The organism is Kribbella sp. NBC_00662, from assembly GCF_041430295.1.
In the GTDB taxonomy this organism is placed as follows: Bacteria; Actinomycetota; Actinomycetes; order Propionibacteriales; family Kribbellaceae; genus Kribbella.
The window spans coordinates 2506948-2520474 of record NZ_CP109029.1; the positions used below are offsets into that span (position 1 = coordinate 2506948).

Below are 13527 nucleotides of genomic sequence, written 5' to 3' on the forward strand. Positions count from 1 at the left end.
GCATTCCGACATGGTCGAGTTTGAAGAGGTGTTGACGGGTGGGAATGTTGCTGATCGGGTGGTGCGGGTCGGCGGGACTGTGCGGAAGCCGGCGCTTCTTCAGACGAGCGGTGTTGAGGCCGTGCTTGAGCACCTCGCCGAGATGCAGTTCGATGGTGCGCCGCGCACGTACGGGCGGGACGGTCAGGGGCGACACGTTGTCGAGTACATACCGGGCGAGCTCGCCCATGCGCAGCCGCCGTCGACTCTGGACGAGCTGCTCCGGGTCGGGCGGCTGATTCGGGAGCTGCACGACGCGATGGAGTCGTTCGTGCCGCCGTCGGACGTCACCTGGGACGTGGTCGTTCCCGACCCCGCCGGCGGCGACCTGATCTGTCACAACGACCTCGCGCCGTGGAATCTGGTCCGCAACGCTGAGCGCTGGGTGGTCATCGACTGGGACAACGCCGGTCCGTCGTCGCGACTCTGGGATCTCGGGTACGCCGCGACCGCGTTCCTCCCGTTCGTAGCGGGAGGCGACGTGGAGGACGACGGCCGCCGGTTGCGAGCTCTGGTTGACGGCTACGGCCTCGACCTGGAGCAGCGGCGCGAACTTCCCGCGCAGATCGCGGGACGCACGCGCGGACAGTACGACGTGTTGATCCGCGGCCACGAGACCGGCGAACAACCGTGGGCGCGTCTGTACGACGAGGGTCACGCCGACTACTGGGGCCCGGCCGCCGACTACATCGCCGAGCACCACGACGCGTGGGTCGCAGCGCTCATCACGCAGAACTGACGGCAATTATCGGCTAGCCGGCGATCCGATCCAGCGCTGGTACGCGGCCAGGTCGACGTTGCTCCCGCAGATGATCGTGAGCACATGGCGACCGGCGAAGCGCGTGGGATCTTCGAGTACTGCGGCGACGCCGAGCGCGGCCGATGGCTCGACGATGAGCCCGGCCTGGTTGTGGAGCAGCCGCATGCCGGTGATGATCGATTCCTCTTGGACGAGTACGGCGTCGTCCGCGATCAGCAGCAGGTCGTCGAGGACCTCCGGGATCGGGAATCGACCGGCAACTCCGTCGGCGATCGTGTTGGTGGACTCGGTCGTGACGACGCGCCGCTCGTGCCACGAACGCGTGAGCGCCGGTGCGCCTTCCGGTTGCACACAGATCACGTCAACGTCGGGCGCCAGCTCCTTCACGACGTGACCCACGCCAGTAGCCATCGCCCCGCCGCCAAGGGCGATCAGTACGGTGTCGAAGGTCGGCGTACTCTCCATCAACTCGAGCCCGATCGTCGCCGCGCCCTCGCATGTCTCGAGATCCAGGCTGTCTTCGAGCAGACGAATTCCTTCGTACTGCGCGATTGCCGCGGCACGCTCACGTGCCAGCTCGTGATCGCCGTCGACGAGTTCGAGCGTGGCGCCCAGCGCGCGGATCCGATCGAGCTTCGCCTTGGTCGCGAACCGCGAAGCCACCACGGTGACCTCGAGCCCACGCCGCCGCCCCGACCAGGCCAGCGCCTGCCCGAGATTGCCCGCACTGGCACAAACCACGGCCCGCGCCCCGGCATCCGCCAACTGACTCGCGACCAGCTCGGTCCCACGACCTTTGAAGCTGCGCACCGGATTCGCCGTCTCGAGCTTGACGCTCACCCCACACCCAAGCGCCGGCTCCAACGCCCCACACCGATACTGCGGCGTATCCAGAAACACCGGATCAACAACTCGCCGAGCCGCCCGAATCCGACCTATATCAAGCCGACTCTTTCCCACAGCAGCCGAGCCTAACCGGTCATACTGCGACGATGGCCGAGTCCCAGGTGCTGATCAACGGCGTCCGACACTGGGTACGAACGGTCGGCGATCTGCATGCTGCACCGCCGCTTGTCGTGATCCATGGCGGCCCAGGTGGTTTCATCTACGACTTCGAGCAGCTGACTGGTCCTGCGATCGAGCAGCTCGGGCCTGTTGTGTACTACGAGCAACGCGGGTCCGGCCGTAGCGATCGACCGAGCGACGGCCGGTACTCGATCCCGCTGCTTGTGGATGATCTCGAGCAGGTGCGCATCCACCTCGGCATACAACGGATGGCGCTGCTCGGGATCTCGTTCGGTGGCGAGCTGGCGGCGGAGTACTCGGTTGCGTATCCCGCGCACATCGACAGACTGATCCTTCAGGGCACGGGTCTGGCTGGTCCGCTGACCCCGTCGACCTGGGCGGCCGGATTCGAGGCTGTTGCTGCTGACAACGAGATGCGGGCCGCGATTCGTGCGATGGTCGAGAAGGCCGGCCCGCGTGCTGCGTGGGATGTCGTCGATCGGGCGACCGTCGATCGCTTCCTGTTCCACAAGCCCGCATCGGCCGCGACAGTCCGCAGGCTGTGGGCGGAGAGCGGGCTGGTCAACACCGGTGAGATGTCCGCTGCGCTGGCCGAGCAACCTCCGCGCCCGATCCCGCTCGCCGACGAACTGGCCGCGCTCGATCTCCCCACCCTGATCCTGATCGGTCTATGGGACCGCAACGCAGGTGTCGACGCATGTCGCGATCTCGCCACGCGCCTGCCGCGAGCCCGACTCCGCGTCTTCCACGACAGCGCGCACTTCCCCAACGTGGAGGAGCCCGAGCGGTACGTCGATGCGGTCGCGGGCTTTCTTGCGCGCTAGTACAGGTGCTCCAGGAGGTCGACGTACGCGTGGCCGGCGGCGAGGCTGTCGGGGTGGGTGTGTGGGTCGAACTGGTTGAGTAGTTGGCGTAGCGCGACGACCTGGTCGGTCCAATCGCCGGCCGAGGATCCGCCGAGGAACTCGATTGTGCAGGCCGCTTCGGGTGAGCGGCGGGCTACTTGCTTGCCGGCGATCGGGATGAGTGCCAGTCGCATTGCAGCCTCAGGCCGACGGGGCTCGCCTGGTGGGTCAGACCGACGGGCCTCGTCTCGTGTTGGCGCGGTGGCGGGTGGCCGGTGGGTGCTCGGCACGGTTATTCCTCTCCGGAGAAGCGTTCCCAGGCTGATTGGCGGCTTATGCCCAGGGCCTCGCCGATGCGGGCCCACGTGACGGATCGGGAGCGGAGGCGTAGTACGCGATCTTGGACGGCGGCTTCGACCTGGCTGTGGGTCGAGTTGATTCGGGCCAGGTCGGCCAGCAGTTCGTCGTCGGTCTTGCCGTCCAGGGGTGGGAACTTCGGCATCGGTCTCCCGGCGAGCAGTTGGTCGCAGAGGCCGACGCACTCGTTGCAAATGAACACGCCGGGGCCGGCGATCAGGTGTTCCACCTCGTCCCGCACCTTGCCGCAGAACGAGCAACGCATCAGGTTGTCCGACATGACGCCTCCCGAGTGTTGTCAGGACCACCCTGACAACGCTTGTCAGGCTAGGCCTGACAAGTTCGACCGGTCAAGGCCTGGGGGAGAATCCGTGCATGGCGACGTACGTGCGGTACCAGAGTCCGGTGCCCGATCGACGCGGACGGCGGATCGGGATCTTCGGGCTGGTGAACATGCTGTCGAATCGCGGGTGGCTGAGTGCGGAGGAGGAACGGTTCCGGCGGACGACGAACGCCTGGTACGACGCGACGTACGTGAACCCGTCGAGCGTTGATCCGAAGGTCTACGAGGACAACCCGCATGCCGCGGCGTGGTTCGTGCCGACGGCGAAGCATCTGCTGGACCCGATCCCCGGGTACCTCGAGATCCTTGCCGCACACAACCTTCCGTGCGAGCGATACACCTCCGCGTCGCCGGGCCGGGTCATCTACCAGGATCCGCACCAGGTAGTCGTCGTACCGCACCAGCCCGAGGACCTCGACAAGGCGACAACCTTCATGTGGCTCCCACCCCGCCGAGAAGCGTGACCGGTTGCTACGGATGTTGAGCGTGCTGCGTGGGGGGTGCTAGTCATACGTCCTATGACCGCTCAGTGGGAAGTGTCGGAGTTGCCGCGCGGGATTGTGGCGTTGCTGGAGGAGCCGCGAGGTTTGGGGAGCTTGCCGAGCGGCTGGGGGTGACGGATGCTCGGGTGCTCTGGTATCTCGGGAGACTTCGCGACGCCGGCCGGGTCGTGGAAGACGGTGGGGTCTGGCGGCGTACTGCGGCTGGGGCGGAGCTCGCGGAGGGTCCGGCGCCGGCGAGGGACGCGCGGACGGAGCTGCCGGGGGCGAGTGCGCAGGACTACGTGCAGGCGTACGCCGATGCGGCGGCGGGGATGTTCGGGGCGGGGTTTGTGCAGGATATGGGTGAGCATGCGGGGCGGGTGTCGGGTGAGCGGGTCGCCGAGTTCCATGAGCGGTTGCTGAGTCTGGTCGGGGAGTACTTCGCCCCGGACAAGGTCGATCGCGCGGCCAGCCCGAAGTACGGCTTCCGGTGGGTGTTGACGCCGGTGGACCTGCACCCGCTGGACGACTAGGCGGGTACCCAGCACAAACAGAACGGGTGGCCCGCGGGATCGGCGTACACCTGGACGCCGCGCGGGGCCGCCGGGTCCTCGGCGGGTTTGAGGAGCCGCGCGCTGAGAGAGAGCGCACGCTCGTGGGCGGCGGTATGTGCCGCGACGCCCTCGAAGTACAGGTCGAGGTGGATCTGCTGCGGCGCACCGTCAGGCCAGTCCGGCGGCACGTGGTCGGGCGCGAGCTGTACGCCGAGCGCCCATCCGCCGTCGACCCAGATCGCGTGCCAGCGCTCGCTCCACTTCTCGACGGTGCCGTCGAGCAACCCGGCCCAGAACGCGCTCTCGGCCTCGATATCCGCCGCGTCGAAGACGATCATCCGGTGCTTGATGTCCATACACGGCAGTCTGACTGCTGAAGTGGCCATCCGGATCACTTACGGTGATGCACATGGCGTTTGCTGCGAAGGGGAGCAAGGGAGAGTCGTTCCTTGCGGTGGTGGTCGGTGGCGGGGCGGCGTTCGGGCTGATCGTGATCACGTCGCGGGCGTGGAAGGCGTGTCATGTCGACGTGACCGGCAGCGTGCCGAACGGGTTGACGCTGCTCTTCCTCGGGCTGCCGCTCGCGTTGATCGTCAACCTGGTTCTGTTCACCATCGTCTTCCGGTACGCCGGGAAGGCGTTCCTGTTCTCGTTGATCGCAGCCGCCGTCGCGATCGCGATCGCCGACCTCGCACTGTTCTCGTGGCAAGGCACCCCGGCCGGCTCACCCGGCACCTGCCCCGGCAACGTCCCGCCGTGGTGGCCGACCTGGATCCCCACCTAGTCCAGGAGTCGAAGCAGCGCGGCGGCACGCTCCGGGGCGCCGATGTGCGCGGTCGCCGGGAAGAGCCGGCCCCACGAACTGGCGCGGGTGAGCGGGCTCAGCCGGCGCGCGAGGGCGGCCGCCCGACGTAGATCGGACCGTGGGTGTTCGGCGGTCCACGGCTCGAGGTACGCGTCCTCCAACCGCTGGACCACGTCAGGGCCGAGCAGCTCAGCGGCACGGTCGATCGCGACGAGCAGGCTGCAGAACGGGTGGCCGACGTTCGCGTCACCCCAGTCGAAGAACGTGTACCGCCCAGGCCCCGCTACCAGGATCTGCCCATCATGCAGATCAGCGTGATCAAGCGTCGCCGGGATCCCGATCCCGTCCAGCTCAGCACACCACTCCACCAACTGAGGCCGGAACGCCGCCAACCGCTCGCGAACACCCACCTCGATCGTCTGCACGATCGAATCGAAGAGCTCAGGCAGCACTCGCGCGTCAGGTACGCCGAGACGCAGCAGGTCCTCGGCCCGCGGCACAAGCGTCCGCTGCAGATCGGCGTACTGAACCAACACCTCTTCCCAGTGCCGGACGCCGAGCGTCTGACTGCGCAGGAGCGGGCCGCCGTCGGGGAGGAGCGACCACCCGCGAATGGAGTCGACGGCGTACGGCGTGAGCACGTGCTCGGGCGCCCAACGCGACAGCGCCGCGGACAGCGCCGGCTCGAACGCACTCCCAGGCGACGTCGCCTTGAACCAGACCGGGTGCTCGGCGCAGACCCGGATGATCACCGACCACGGCCGCAGCCGGACCCGCCGCGGACCCGACTCCTCGACACCTAGTACTGCGAGCTCCCGATCGAGCCAGGCGAGGGCGGCCGAGCGCCAGGACGGATCCTCCCAGGGCGTCCGCGCGTCCGGGTACGCTCCGCGATCGATCTGCACAGGGTCAATAATCGGGGGATGACGCGCTGGCCGGACACCCAATTTCGGGTCGGCATCTCCGGATGGCGGTACCCGCCGTGGCGCAAGGTCTACTACCCCGAAGGTCTCCCGCAGCGCGCCGAGCTCGAGTACGCGTCGAACCGGTTGAACTCGATCGAGCTCAACGGCTCGTTCTACGCCCTTCAACGACCTACGTCCTACCAGCGCTGGTACGACGAGACGCCCGACGGCTTCGTGTTCTCGCTCAAAGGCCCGCGCTTCGTCACGCACATGAAGCGACTGGCCGATGTGGATGCGCCGATGGCCAACTTCTTCGCGTCCGGGGTGCTTGCACTCGGCAACAAACTTGGTCCGGTGCTGTGGCAACTACCACCGAACTTCCAGTACGACGCGGAGCGGTGCGCAACGTTCTTCGCACAGTTGCCGCGGTCGACTGCTGCCGCCGCGGAGGTTGCCAAGGGCCACGATGAGCGGATGGAGGGTCGCGCGCTGCTCGAATGTGCCGTCGACATCCCGCTCCGGCATGCGATCGAAGTACGCCACAACAGCTTCAAGACCAAGGAATTCGTCGACCTGGCACGGGAGCACGACGTCGCGGTGGTGTGTGCGGACACGGCCGGCAAGTGGCCGATGTTCGAGGACGTGACCGCGGACTTCGCCTATGTCCGGCTGCACGGTGCCGATGAGCTCTACGTCAGCGGGTACGACGACAAGTCGCTCGACCGCTGGGCGCGGAAGATCCGCTCGTGGAAGTGCAACACCTACGTGTACTTCGACAACGATGTGAAGGTGCACGCGCCGTACGACGCGGAACGGCTGGCCGCTCGGCTCGGGATCGGTTCGGCCGCCGCCGAAGTATGACGGGCTTACCGTCGGCGGCATGACTGAGAACCCTGGAGAACTTGTCGGCCAAGCTGTGGAGCGGTCGCTGAAGCTGGTCGTCACCTGGCCGGCCTGGGACGGTGAACCGCGGATGTCCGATGACGGGCGGACGTTCACCCCGCACAAGGCGGTCCGCCGGATCGCCGACCACTTGATCGATCACCTGGCAGAGGTCGAGGCGCTGCTGGCCGGCGTGCCGACGCAGCCCGACGACTGGCACGCGAGCGCGCTCATGTCCGCCGCCGACCTCGCGCCGTTCTCCGAGGAGGACGTACGCGAGGCCGAGCAGCGGCTGAGCCGGCTCGGGCGCACCTTCGTACTGCGGTACGCCGCCGTCGACCCGGCCGAGTGGGACAAGGACCGCAGCCCGAACTGGACCCTCCGCCAGATCGCCGAACACCTGAACGACCTCGACTGGTACGCCGAACAGGTCGGCGATCTGTCGTGAGGCGGACCTGCCGCACTGATCAACCGGCCGTTCAACCGGCCGTTTCACGCCGCCGCACGCTCAGCGCTGCCCCCGGCGAGGCCGTGAGCAGAGGTTGGTCAGTGCGGCAGGTCCGCTAGAACAGCCGGGCCCCGACCGGCTGCTCGAGGTCGAGCAGGAACTGCTTCCGCTTGAGCCCGCCGGCGTACCCGGTGAGCGAGCCGTTCTTCCCGATCACCCGGTGACACGGGATCACGATCGACAACGGGTTCTGCCCGACCGCCTTACCGACGGCCTGCGCGGCGTGGGCCGGCTCACCGAGCCGCGCCGCGATCTCGCCGTACGTCGTGGTCTCGCCGTACGGGATCTCCTCGAGCACCGACCACACGCGGCGCTGGAACTCGTCGCCGTGCAACCGGGTGGGGAGGTCGAAGCTCGCCCGTGCGCCGGCGAAGTACTCCTCCAACTGCTCGACGACCGCGGTGATGAACGGGTCGATGGCTTCGACCCGTTCACCCAGCGTCTCCGCGGTCGGCTTGATCCAGTGATGCGGGAAGTAGACGCCGACCAGTACGTCGTTGTCGGCGACCACCGTGAGGTCACCGATCCGGGTGCTGACAATCGCGTGCCTGTTCATACAGATAGAACGCGCCGGCACCCGGACCTGTGAGGCCTACGACCCGATCCGCTCCCGCGTCCGCTGCCGGAAGGCGCGGCCCACAGTGGTCCTCTCGTCCGGCTGGATCTCGGCGACCGCGATCGCCGGCCGCCCGTCGGCCGACGCCTGCGCCACCCACGCGCCGCGCGGATCCGCCACCCCGGCCACCAGACCCGTCTCCGGGTTCGCGGTGACCGCGAGGCTGATCCAGCAGGTGTTGTTCGCGGCGGTCCCGCACACCTGGACCCCGATGTGCCCGTTCGGCCCGTGCGTGCTGGCGTACGAGACGAGCACGGCGTCGACGCCGAGCCGGTCGTACTCGGTGAACAGCTCCGGGAACAGCACGTCGAGCCCGAGCGCGAGCCCGAAGCGGTACCCGTCCACCTCGAAGGTCACCGGCGCCGTGCCCGGCGTGTACATCCAGGTCACCTTCGTGGTCGAGAGCGCCCGGTCGTCGTACCGAGCTACCACCTGGCCCTTGTCGGAGACGACGTACGCGCTGTTGTGCGGACGCGCGTCCGGCAGTTGGTGCACCGACGGGATCACGGTCCAGATCCCGAGCTCCCCGGCGAGCCGGGTGATCTGGGCGAGCTCGTCCTCGAGCACCGCCCAGTCGGCCTTGGTCCAGTCCGACGGGCCGATCTCGTCAGGCCCTAGCGCGGACAGCACGACCTTGCTCGGGAAGCAGATCGCGCCCTCGGTGAACTGCACCAGGCGGGCGCCGGCCGCGGCCGCCTCCCGCATGAGCGAGCGGACCTCGGCGCCGCTCTCCCGGAGCAGCGTCGGGTTGGTCGGGTCTTCGTGCACCGTCGACTGGGCGACGGCGATACGGAACGGTTCCGGCATGTCTTCTCCTGTTGGAGTCGGACGGAAGTGCCGGAGGGCAGACGTGTAGGACTCACCGGTTTTCGCGGCGCGGGCTCGGACCCGTTGCTTGAAGTTCCTGTGCGCTGTCATCTGGCCTTCCACGCACTCGCACGCGATCCCCCAGCGATCCCGTCGAGGCGGCTGACCAGGACGAGCGGCCCGAGACAGGAAGTCCCTTTGCCTTCTCACTGTGACCGCGCTGGGGCCGGTCGACGAAGGTGAGGCGCGGGCCGCGCCGGACCCATATCCTCGCCGAGCGCCGCGACCGACGTCAACCTAACACGCGGCGGTCGATCAAGCTGGTCGATCAAGCTGGTCGAGCGAATTGTCGGCGAGGTGATCAGGCGAGGTGATCAGGCGAGGTCGTCGGCGGCGTCCATCGCGACGCCGACCAGTTCCGGGCTCAGATCGACGATCGTGTTTCCGTCGACGTCCACCTGGCCGTGTTCGGTGATCGCGAGACCGATCTGCGCGAGCGCGCCGGCCCGGTCCCGACGCTTCCGGTCGGCCGGATTCTCCGGCGACGGCAGCCTGCCGGACTCGTCCCGCTGCCACGCCACCACCGCATGTTCCGCGAGCGCCCGCGGCACCACGACCCGGATCCGCGGGAGCGCGGCGGTCCGGAACGTCGTACCGATCAGACCCAGCACTCGCGCGTCGTCCGTGTACACGCCATGGATGGTAGCGACCACGGGCGGCATAAAGTCGGACCTGGACGCGGTTGTCCTCGGAGTACGACCAAGACGATGGTTGGGAGCAGAGGGTGAGCATTCGAGTCGGGTACAAGGCGTCGGCGGAGCAGTTCGGGCCGCGGGAGCTGGTGGAGTACTCCGTCCGGGCCGAGGAGCTGGGGCTCGACAGTGTGACCGTTTCGGACCATTTCCTGCCGTGGCGGCACGAGGGCGGCCATGCGCCGTTCGCGCTCGCCTGGATGGCGGCCGTGGGCGAGCGGACCAACCGGGTGCTGCTCGGTACGTCGGTGCTGACGCCAACGTTCCGGTACAACCCGGCCGTGATCGCGCAGGCGTTCGCCACCCTCGGCGTGCTGTACCCCGGGCGTGTCATGCTCGGCGTCGGCAGCGGCGAGGCGCTGAACGAGATCGCCGTGTCCGGGATGGAGTGGCCCGAGTTCAAGGAGCGCTTCGCCCGGCTGCGTGAGTCGGTGCAGCTGATCCGCGACCTGTGGACGAAGGACGGCGTCAGCTCCGAGGGGCCGTACTACAAGACCGTCGACGCGTTCATCTACGACCGTCCCGAGACGCCGATCAAGGTGTACGTCGCTGCAGGCGGACCGCTCGTCGCGAAGTACGCCGGGCGTGTGGGCGACGGTTTCATCGCCACCTCCGGCAAGGGGATGGACCTGTACACGGACAAGTTGATCCCCGCCGTACGCGAAGGCGCCGAGAAGGCCGGCAAGAGCTTCGAGGACATCGACCGGATGCTCGAGGTCAAGGTGTCGTACGACCGGGATCCGGCCGCCGCGCTGGAGAACACGCGGTTCTGGGCGCCGCTGTCGCTGACGCCGGAGCAGAAGCACAGCGTCACCAGCGCGACCGAGATGGAGCGGCTCGCCGACGAACTGCCGATCGAGCAGGTCGCGAAGCGGTGGATCGTGGCGTCCGACCCCGAGGAGGTCGTGAAGCAGTTCCAGCCGTACCTCGAGGCGGGCTTCAACCACTTCGTCGTACACGGTCCGGGGAACGATCAGGAGCGGTTCCTGACGCAGTTCACCGAAGACGTTCTGCCCTTGCTGCGCAAACTGTCTTGAGCTGAGGGGTCGGGCGGCTCACAATCAGCGAGTGCCCGACTATCAAATCGTTCGCGACGACGACCCGCGGTGCGCCGAGCTGGAAGCAGCCGGCTACCGCGTGGTCGCCGAGTCGTGGGCGGTGCGGTTGTTCGATCCGGATCGGGAGTTGCTGGAGACCGCCGTACGCCGGGCAACCGCCGGCGGGCTGACGATCCGCGAGCTCGGGCCCGAGTCGGCAGAGGTCCTGCACAACCTCGAGAAGACCAACGAGCCGGACTATCCGTACACGCCGGCGACGCATCGGGTGGTGGGCGAGCTCGCCGACGTCCGTGCGCTGTGGCCGGCCTATCGCGTGTTCGGTGCCTTTGACGGCAACCGGCTCGTCGGCGCGACGGTGATCCGCCAGAAGGACGGCTTCGGCGACACCTACTTCACCTCGGTCCTCGCCACCCACCGCCGCCGCGGCGTCGGCCAAGCCGTCAAAGCCGCCTCCATCCTCGCCTTCCTCGACATCGGCATCACCCGCTTCTCGACGGGCGGCGCAGCGGCCAACCAGGCGAGTCTCCAGGCGAATCAGTCGCTGGGATATCAGGTGACGGAGCAGTGGCGAACCTACGCACCTGAGTAGGACGTACTGCGTTCGCCCCCGTCGTACTGCGGTCCCCGCGAGCTGCCCACCCGCCCGCTCAGCGTCCGGCGGCCGAGGAGATCACGCGGGGATGGCGTTGTCGATGAGGGCCTTGGCGATGGTGGTGGCGGTGGGGAAGGAATTGGTGTTGAGGACTCGGGTGCGGGCCGAGGCGCCGTCGATGAGTAGGGCCAGTTGTTCGCCGAGTTCTTCGGGGTTGGTGGCGCCGGCTTCGCGGGCGGTTTCGGTGAGGCGTGTGGCGATGGCGGTCTTGTAGTCGCGGGCGTACTGGGAGGCCGGGTGTTCGGGGTCGTGGAGTTCGACGGCCGCCGCGATGTAGGGGCACAGCGGCGTGGACGCGGGGATCTCGAAGGCGGCGAGGAGTCGTTCGCGGGGGGTGAGGTCGGTGCGGTCGAACACCCCGGGCATGACGTCGGGATCGAACCGGCGCAGGTACTCCGCGACGAGTTCGTCCTTGGTGCTGAAGTGCTGGTACGCCGTGCGCTTGGACACCTGCGCCACGGCGCAGAGCTGGTCCATGCCGGTGCGGTTGATGCCCTGATCGCGGAACAGCTGCTGTGACGCGCTGAGGATGCGCTCGCGTGCGCCCCTGCCCCGGCGCCGGCCCTGGGGACCCTTCTCCAACTCCGTCATGCCTCCAGCATAGACCGTTCGGTACCGATCGGTGTACTTAGCTTGCGCTCCGCCGACGCCGTCGGATACGTTACGTACACAATCTGGTGTACATAAGATTCATCAACTCAACGGAGTGATCGTGGGAAAGCTCGATGGCAAGGTCGCTGTGATCACCGGCGGATCCACCGGCATGGCTTTGGCCGGCGCCAAGCTGTTCGTCGAGGAAGGAGCGCACGTCTTCATCCAGGCCCGGCGGCAGGAAGCACTCGACGATGCCGTCAAGCTGATCGGCCGCAACGTCACCGCCGTACAGGGTGACGCGGCCGAGCTCGACGACCTGGACCGCTTGTACGACACCGTCAAGCGGGAGAAGGGCTCGATCGACGTGCTGTGGGCCAGCGCCGGGATGGGCGAACCTGCCGTCCTCGGCGAGATCACCGAGGAACAGTTCCACCGCGCCTTCTGGCTCAACGCGCGCGGCACCCTGTTCACCGTGCAGAAGGCGCTGCCGCTGATCAACGACAACGGCTCGATCCTCATGACCGGATCCAATGCCTCCCTCGGCGCCTTCCCCGGCTGGAGCCTGTACGCGGGAAGCAAAGCCGTCCAGCAGGCTTGGGCCCGCGTCTGGCTCAATGAACTGCGCGACCGCAACATCCGGGTCAACGTGCTGACGCCCGGCCAGGTCGCCACCGCCAAACAGGAAGAACTGTTCGACGAGGCGACCAAGGCCGCATTCGAGTCCCTCATCCCTCGCGGGCAGATGGGACGCCCCGAAGAAATCGCCAGCGTCGCGCTGTTCCTCGCCTCCGACGACTCCAGCTACGTCAACGGCCTGGAACTCGTCGCCGACGGCGGCACCACCGCCATCTGAGCCACAACCTCCAAACGGAAGAGGCACCTCATGAACGGCCTCACCATCATCGGTACGGGGAACATGGCCCGCACCATCGGCACACTCGCGATCGCAGGCGGCAATACCGTCGAGATCATGGGACGCGATCAGACCAAGGCCGATGACCTGGCCAAGGCTCTGGGCAATGGCGCGACGACGGGCAAGTGGGGCGCCGTACCGGCCGGCGACGTCGTCATCACGGCTCTGTTGTACGACGGTGTCGTGCCGGTCGTCACGGAGTACGGGGATGCGCTCGCGGGCAAGGTCATCGTCGACATCAGCAACCCCTTCAACGCCACGTTCGACGGACTGGCGCACAGCGAGGAGACGTCGATCGCGCAGGAAGCCGCGAAGGTGGCCCCGGCCGGCGCGAGCGTGGTGAAGGCGTTCAACACCATCTTCCGTAATGTCCTGGAGAACGGCCGACCGAACGTCTTCATCGCCGGCGACGATGCGGAGGCCAAGGCGGCCGTAGCGGCATTCATCGAGAGCCTCGGACTCCGCCCGCTCGACGCCGGCGGCCTCAAAATGGCCCACTGGCTCGAAGGAATGGGCCTCGTCACCATGGGCCTCGCCGCGAACGGCGTCGGCCACTGGAACTTCGCCCTCGGCGTCAACGAGTTCACCGCCTGACCCCACGCGCAACTCACCCAGCAAGCCACGGCTTC

General features: G+C 67.6%; 20 protein-coding genes. 11 read left to right on the forward strand and 9 right to left on the reverse strand.

The annotated features are described in order from the left end of the window. The first annotated feature begins 10 nt into the window (after nucleotides 1-10). A complete protein-coding gene (locus tag OHA10_RS12730) occupies nucleotides 11-778 on the forward strand; it encodes a phosphotransferase enzyme family protein (RefSeq protein WP_371406393.1) in 768 nt (255 codons plus the stop codon). 6 nt (nucleotides 779-784) lie between these two features. Here the strand turns inward: OHA10_RS12730 and OHA10_RS12735 are convergent, their stop codons facing one another. Next, complete coding sequence (locus tag OHA10_RS12735) at nucleotides 785-1759, reverse strand: threonine/serine dehydratase (RefSeq protein WP_371406394.1); 975 nt, start codon at nucleotides 1757-1759, stop codon at nucleotides 785-787. A 32-nt stretch (nucleotides 1760-1791) separates the two neighbouring features. On the opposite strand from OHA10_RS12735, the gene OHA10_RS12740 reads away from it, so the two are divergent. Next, the gene (locus tag OHA10_RS12740) at nucleotides 1792-2649 is read left to right on the forward strand and encodes an alpha/beta fold hydrolase (protein WP_371406395.1); all 858 of its coding nucleotides are present in this window, start codon (nucleotides 1792-1794) and stop codon (nucleotides 2647-2649) included. On the opposite strand, the gene OHA10_RS12745 is transcribed toward OHA10_RS12740, so the two are convergent. Together OHA10_RS12745 and OHA10_RS12750 are read right to left on the reverse strand one after the other, a co-directional pair. Continuing rightward, the gene (locus tag OHA10_RS12745; RefSeq protein ID WP_371406396.1) at nucleotides 2646-2864 is read right to left on the reverse strand and encodes a hypothetical protein; all 219 of its coding nucleotides are present in this window, start codon (nucleotides 2862-2864) and stop codon (nucleotides 2646-2648) included. The genes OHA10_RS12740 and OHA10_RS12745 overlap by 4 nt on opposite strands. A gap of 98 nt (nucleotides 2865-2962) precedes the next feature. Further along, the gene (locus OHA10_RS12750) at nucleotides 2963-3307 is read right to left on the reverse strand and encodes a ClpX C4-type zinc finger protein (RefSeq protein ID WP_371406397.1); all 345 of its coding nucleotides are present in this window, start codon (nucleotides 3305-3307) and stop codon (nucleotides 2963-2965) included. 95 nt (nucleotides 3308-3402) lie between these two features. Between OHA10_RS12750 and OHA10_RS12755 the strand changes: the two genes are divergently transcribed. Continuing rightward, nucleotides 3403-3834, forward strand: a complete 432-nt coding sequence (locus tag OHA10_RS12755; RefSeq protein WP_371406398.1) for a hypothetical protein — start codon at nucleotides 3403-3405, stop codon at nucleotides 3832-3834. A gap of 164 nt (nucleotides 3835-3998) precedes the next feature. Continuing rightward, nucleotides 3999-4385, forward strand: coding sequence for a hypothetical protein (locus OHA10_RS12760; RefSeq protein ID WP_371406399.1), 387 nt, complete (start codon nucleotides 3999-4001; stop codon nucleotides 4383-4385). Here OHA10_RS12760 and OHA10_RS12765 read toward each other — a convergent pair. After that, nucleotides 4382-4762 carry a VOC family protein gene (locus OHA10_RS12765; protein ID WP_371406400.1) on the reverse strand — a complete coding sequence of 127 codons (381 nt, stop codon included), beginning with the start codon at nucleotides 4760-4762 and terminating at the stop codon, nucleotides 4382-4384. The genes OHA10_RS12760 and OHA10_RS12765 overlap by 4 nt on opposite strands. Nucleotides 4763-4815: 53 nt before the next feature. On the opposite strand from OHA10_RS12765, the gene OHA10_RS12770 reads away from it, so the two are divergent. Next, on the forward strand, nucleotides 4816-5190 hold the full coding sequence (locus tag OHA10_RS12770) for a hypothetical protein (RefSeq protein ID WP_371406401.1): 375 nt from the start codon (nucleotides 4816-4818) through the stop codon (nucleotides 5188-5190). Here the strand turns inward: OHA10_RS12770 and OHA10_RS12775 are convergent. Continuing rightward, the gene (locus OHA10_RS12775; RefSeq protein WP_371406402.1) at nucleotides 5187-6116 is read right to left on the reverse strand and encodes a phosphotransferase; all 930 of its coding nucleotides are present in this window, start codon (nucleotides 6114-6116) and stop codon (nucleotides 5187-5189) included. The two genes, OHA10_RS12770 and OHA10_RS12775, sit on opposite strands and share 4 nt — an antisense overlap. Before the next feature lie 18 nt (nucleotides 6117-6134). On the opposite strand from OHA10_RS12775, the gene OHA10_RS12780 reads away from it, so the two are divergent. Both OHA10_RS12780 and OHA10_RS12785 read left to right on the forward strand, forming a co-directional pair. Beyond that, nucleotides 6135-6977, forward strand: coding sequence for a DUF72 domain-containing protein (locus OHA10_RS12780; protein ID WP_371406403.1), 843 nt, complete (start codon nucleotides 6135-6137; stop codon nucleotides 6975-6977). A 19-nt stretch (nucleotides 6978-6996) separates the two neighbouring features. Next, nucleotides 6997-7446 carry a hypothetical protein gene (locus OHA10_RS12785; RefSeq protein WP_371406404.1) on the forward strand — a complete coding sequence of 150 codons (450 nt, stop codon included), beginning with the start codon at nucleotides 6997-6999 and terminating at the stop codon, nucleotides 7444-7446. A gap of 115 nt (nucleotides 7447-7561) precedes the next feature. On the opposite strand, the gene OHA10_RS12790 is transcribed toward OHA10_RS12785, so the two are convergent. From OHA10_RS12790 to OHA10_RS12800, 3 genes are all read right to left on the reverse strand, one after another. Then, nucleotides 7562-8062: a methylated-DNA--[protein]-cysteine S-methyltransferase gene (locus tag OHA10_RS12790; RefSeq protein WP_371406405.1), complete on the reverse strand. Its 501-nt coding sequence runs from the start codon at nucleotides 8060-8062 to the stop codon at nucleotides 7562-7564. A gap of 36 nt (nucleotides 8063-8098) precedes the next feature. Then, nucleotides 8099-8929, reverse strand: coding sequence for a carbon-nitrogen hydrolase family protein (locus tag OHA10_RS12795; protein ID WP_371406406.1), 831 nt, complete (start codon nucleotides 8927-8929; stop codon nucleotides 8099-8101). 374 nt (nucleotides 8930-9303) lie between these two features. Continuing rightward, a complete protein-coding gene (locus tag OHA10_RS12800; RefSeq protein ID WP_371406407.1) occupies nucleotides 9304-9621 on the reverse strand; it encodes a hypothetical protein in 318 nt (105 codons plus the stop codon). A gap of 92 nt (nucleotides 9622-9713) precedes the next feature. On the opposite strand from OHA10_RS12800, the gene fgd reads away from it, so the two are divergent. Next, entirely contained in the window at nucleotides 9714-10718 is a 1005-nt protein-coding gene (gene fgd, locus OHA10_RS12805) for a glucose-6-phosphate dehydrogenase (coenzyme-F420) (RefSeq protein WP_371406408.1), read from the forward strand. Between the two features lie 31 nt (nucleotides 10719-10749). Continuing rightward, nucleotides 10750-11328 (forward strand): N-acetyltransferase family protein, encoded by a 579-nt coding sequence (locus tag OHA10_RS12810; protein ID WP_371406409.1) that lies wholly within the window; start codon nucleotides 10750-10752, stop codon nucleotides 11326-11328. An 81-nt stretch (nucleotides 11329-11409) separates the two neighbouring features. Here OHA10_RS12810 and OHA10_RS12815 read toward each other — a convergent pair whose 3' ends face one another. Then, a complete protein-coding gene (locus tag OHA10_RS12815) occupies nucleotides 11410-11982 on the reverse strand; it encodes a TetR/AcrR family transcriptional regulator (RefSeq protein WP_371406410.1) in 573 nt (190 codons plus the stop codon). 121 nt (nucleotides 11983-12103) lie between these two features. Here OHA10_RS12815 and OHA10_RS12820 point away from each other — a divergent pair, with 121 nt between their 5' ends. Together OHA10_RS12820 and OHA10_RS12825 are read left to right on the forward strand one after the other, a co-directional pair. Further along, a complete protein-coding gene (locus OHA10_RS12820) occupies nucleotides 12104-12838 on the forward strand; it encodes an SDR family NAD(P)-dependent oxidoreductase (protein ID WP_371406411.1) in 735 nt (244 codons plus the stop codon). 30 nt (nucleotides 12839-12868) lie between these two features. Then, entirely contained in the window at nucleotides 12869-13492 is a 624-nt protein-coding gene (locus tag OHA10_RS12825; RefSeq protein ID WP_371406412.1) for an NADPH-dependent F420 reductase, read from the forward strand. The last annotated feature ends 35 nt before the right edge of the window (nucleotides 13493-13527 follow it).

What these genes read in the sequence shown, in the direction of transcription:
- OHA10_RS12730 (WP_371406393.1), top strand. Translation starts at nt 11, where the DNA reads ATGGTCGAGTTTGAAGAGGTGTTGACGGGTGGGAATGTTGCTGATCGG.
- OHA10_RS12750 (WP_371406397.1), bottom strand. Translation starts at nt 3,307, where the DNA reads ATGTCGGACAACCTGATGCGTTGCTCGTTCTGCGGCAAGGTGCGGGAC.
- OHA10_RS12815 (WP_371406410.1), bottom strand. Translation starts at nt 11,982, where the DNA reads ATGACGGAGTTGGAGAAGGGTCCCCAGGGCCGGCGCCGGGGCAGGGGC.
- OHA10_RS12825 (WP_371406412.1), top strand. Translation starts at nt 12,869, where the DNA reads ATGAACGGCCTCACCATCATCGGTACGGGGAACATGGCCCGCACCATC.
- OHA10_RS12745 (WP_371406396.1), bottom strand. Translation starts at nt 2,864, where the DNA reads ATGCGACTGGCACTCATCCCGATCGCCGGCAAGCAAGTAGCCCGCCGC.
- OHA10_RS12785 (WP_371406404.1), top strand. Translation starts at nt 6,997, where the DNA reads ATGACTGAGAACCCTGGAGAACTTGTCGGCCAAGCTGTGGAGCGGTCG.
- OHA10_RS12755 (WP_371406398.1), top strand. Translation starts at nt 3,403, where the DNA reads ATGGCGACGTACGTGCGGTACCAGAGTCCGGTGCCCGATCGACGCGGA.
- OHA10_RS12740 (WP_371406395.1), top strand. Translation starts at nt 1,792, where the DNA reads ATGGCCGAGTCCCAGGTGCTGATCAACGGCGTCCGACACTGGGTACGA.
- OHA10_RS12790 (WP_371406405.1), bottom strand. Translation starts at nt 8,062, where the DNA reads ATGAACAGGCACGCGATTGTCAGCACCCGGATCGGTGACCTCACGGTG.
- OHA10_RS12765 (WP_371406400.1), bottom strand. Translation starts at nt 4,762, where the DNA reads ATGGACATCAAGCACCGGATGATCGTCTTCGACGCGGCGGATATCGAG.
- OHA10_RS12795 (WP_371406406.1), bottom strand. Translation starts at nt 8,929, where the DNA reads ATGCCGGAACCGTTCCGTATCGCCGTCGCCCAGTCGACGGTGCACGAA.
- OHA10_RS12770 (WP_371406401.1), top strand. Translation starts at nt 4,816, where the DNA reads ATGGCGTTTGCTGCGAAGGGGAGCAAGGGAGAGTCGTTCCTTGCGGTG.
- OHA10_RS12780 (WP_371406403.1), top strand. Translation starts at nt 6,135, where the DNA reads ATGACGCGCTGGCCGGACACCCAATTTCGGGTCGGCATCTCCGGATGG.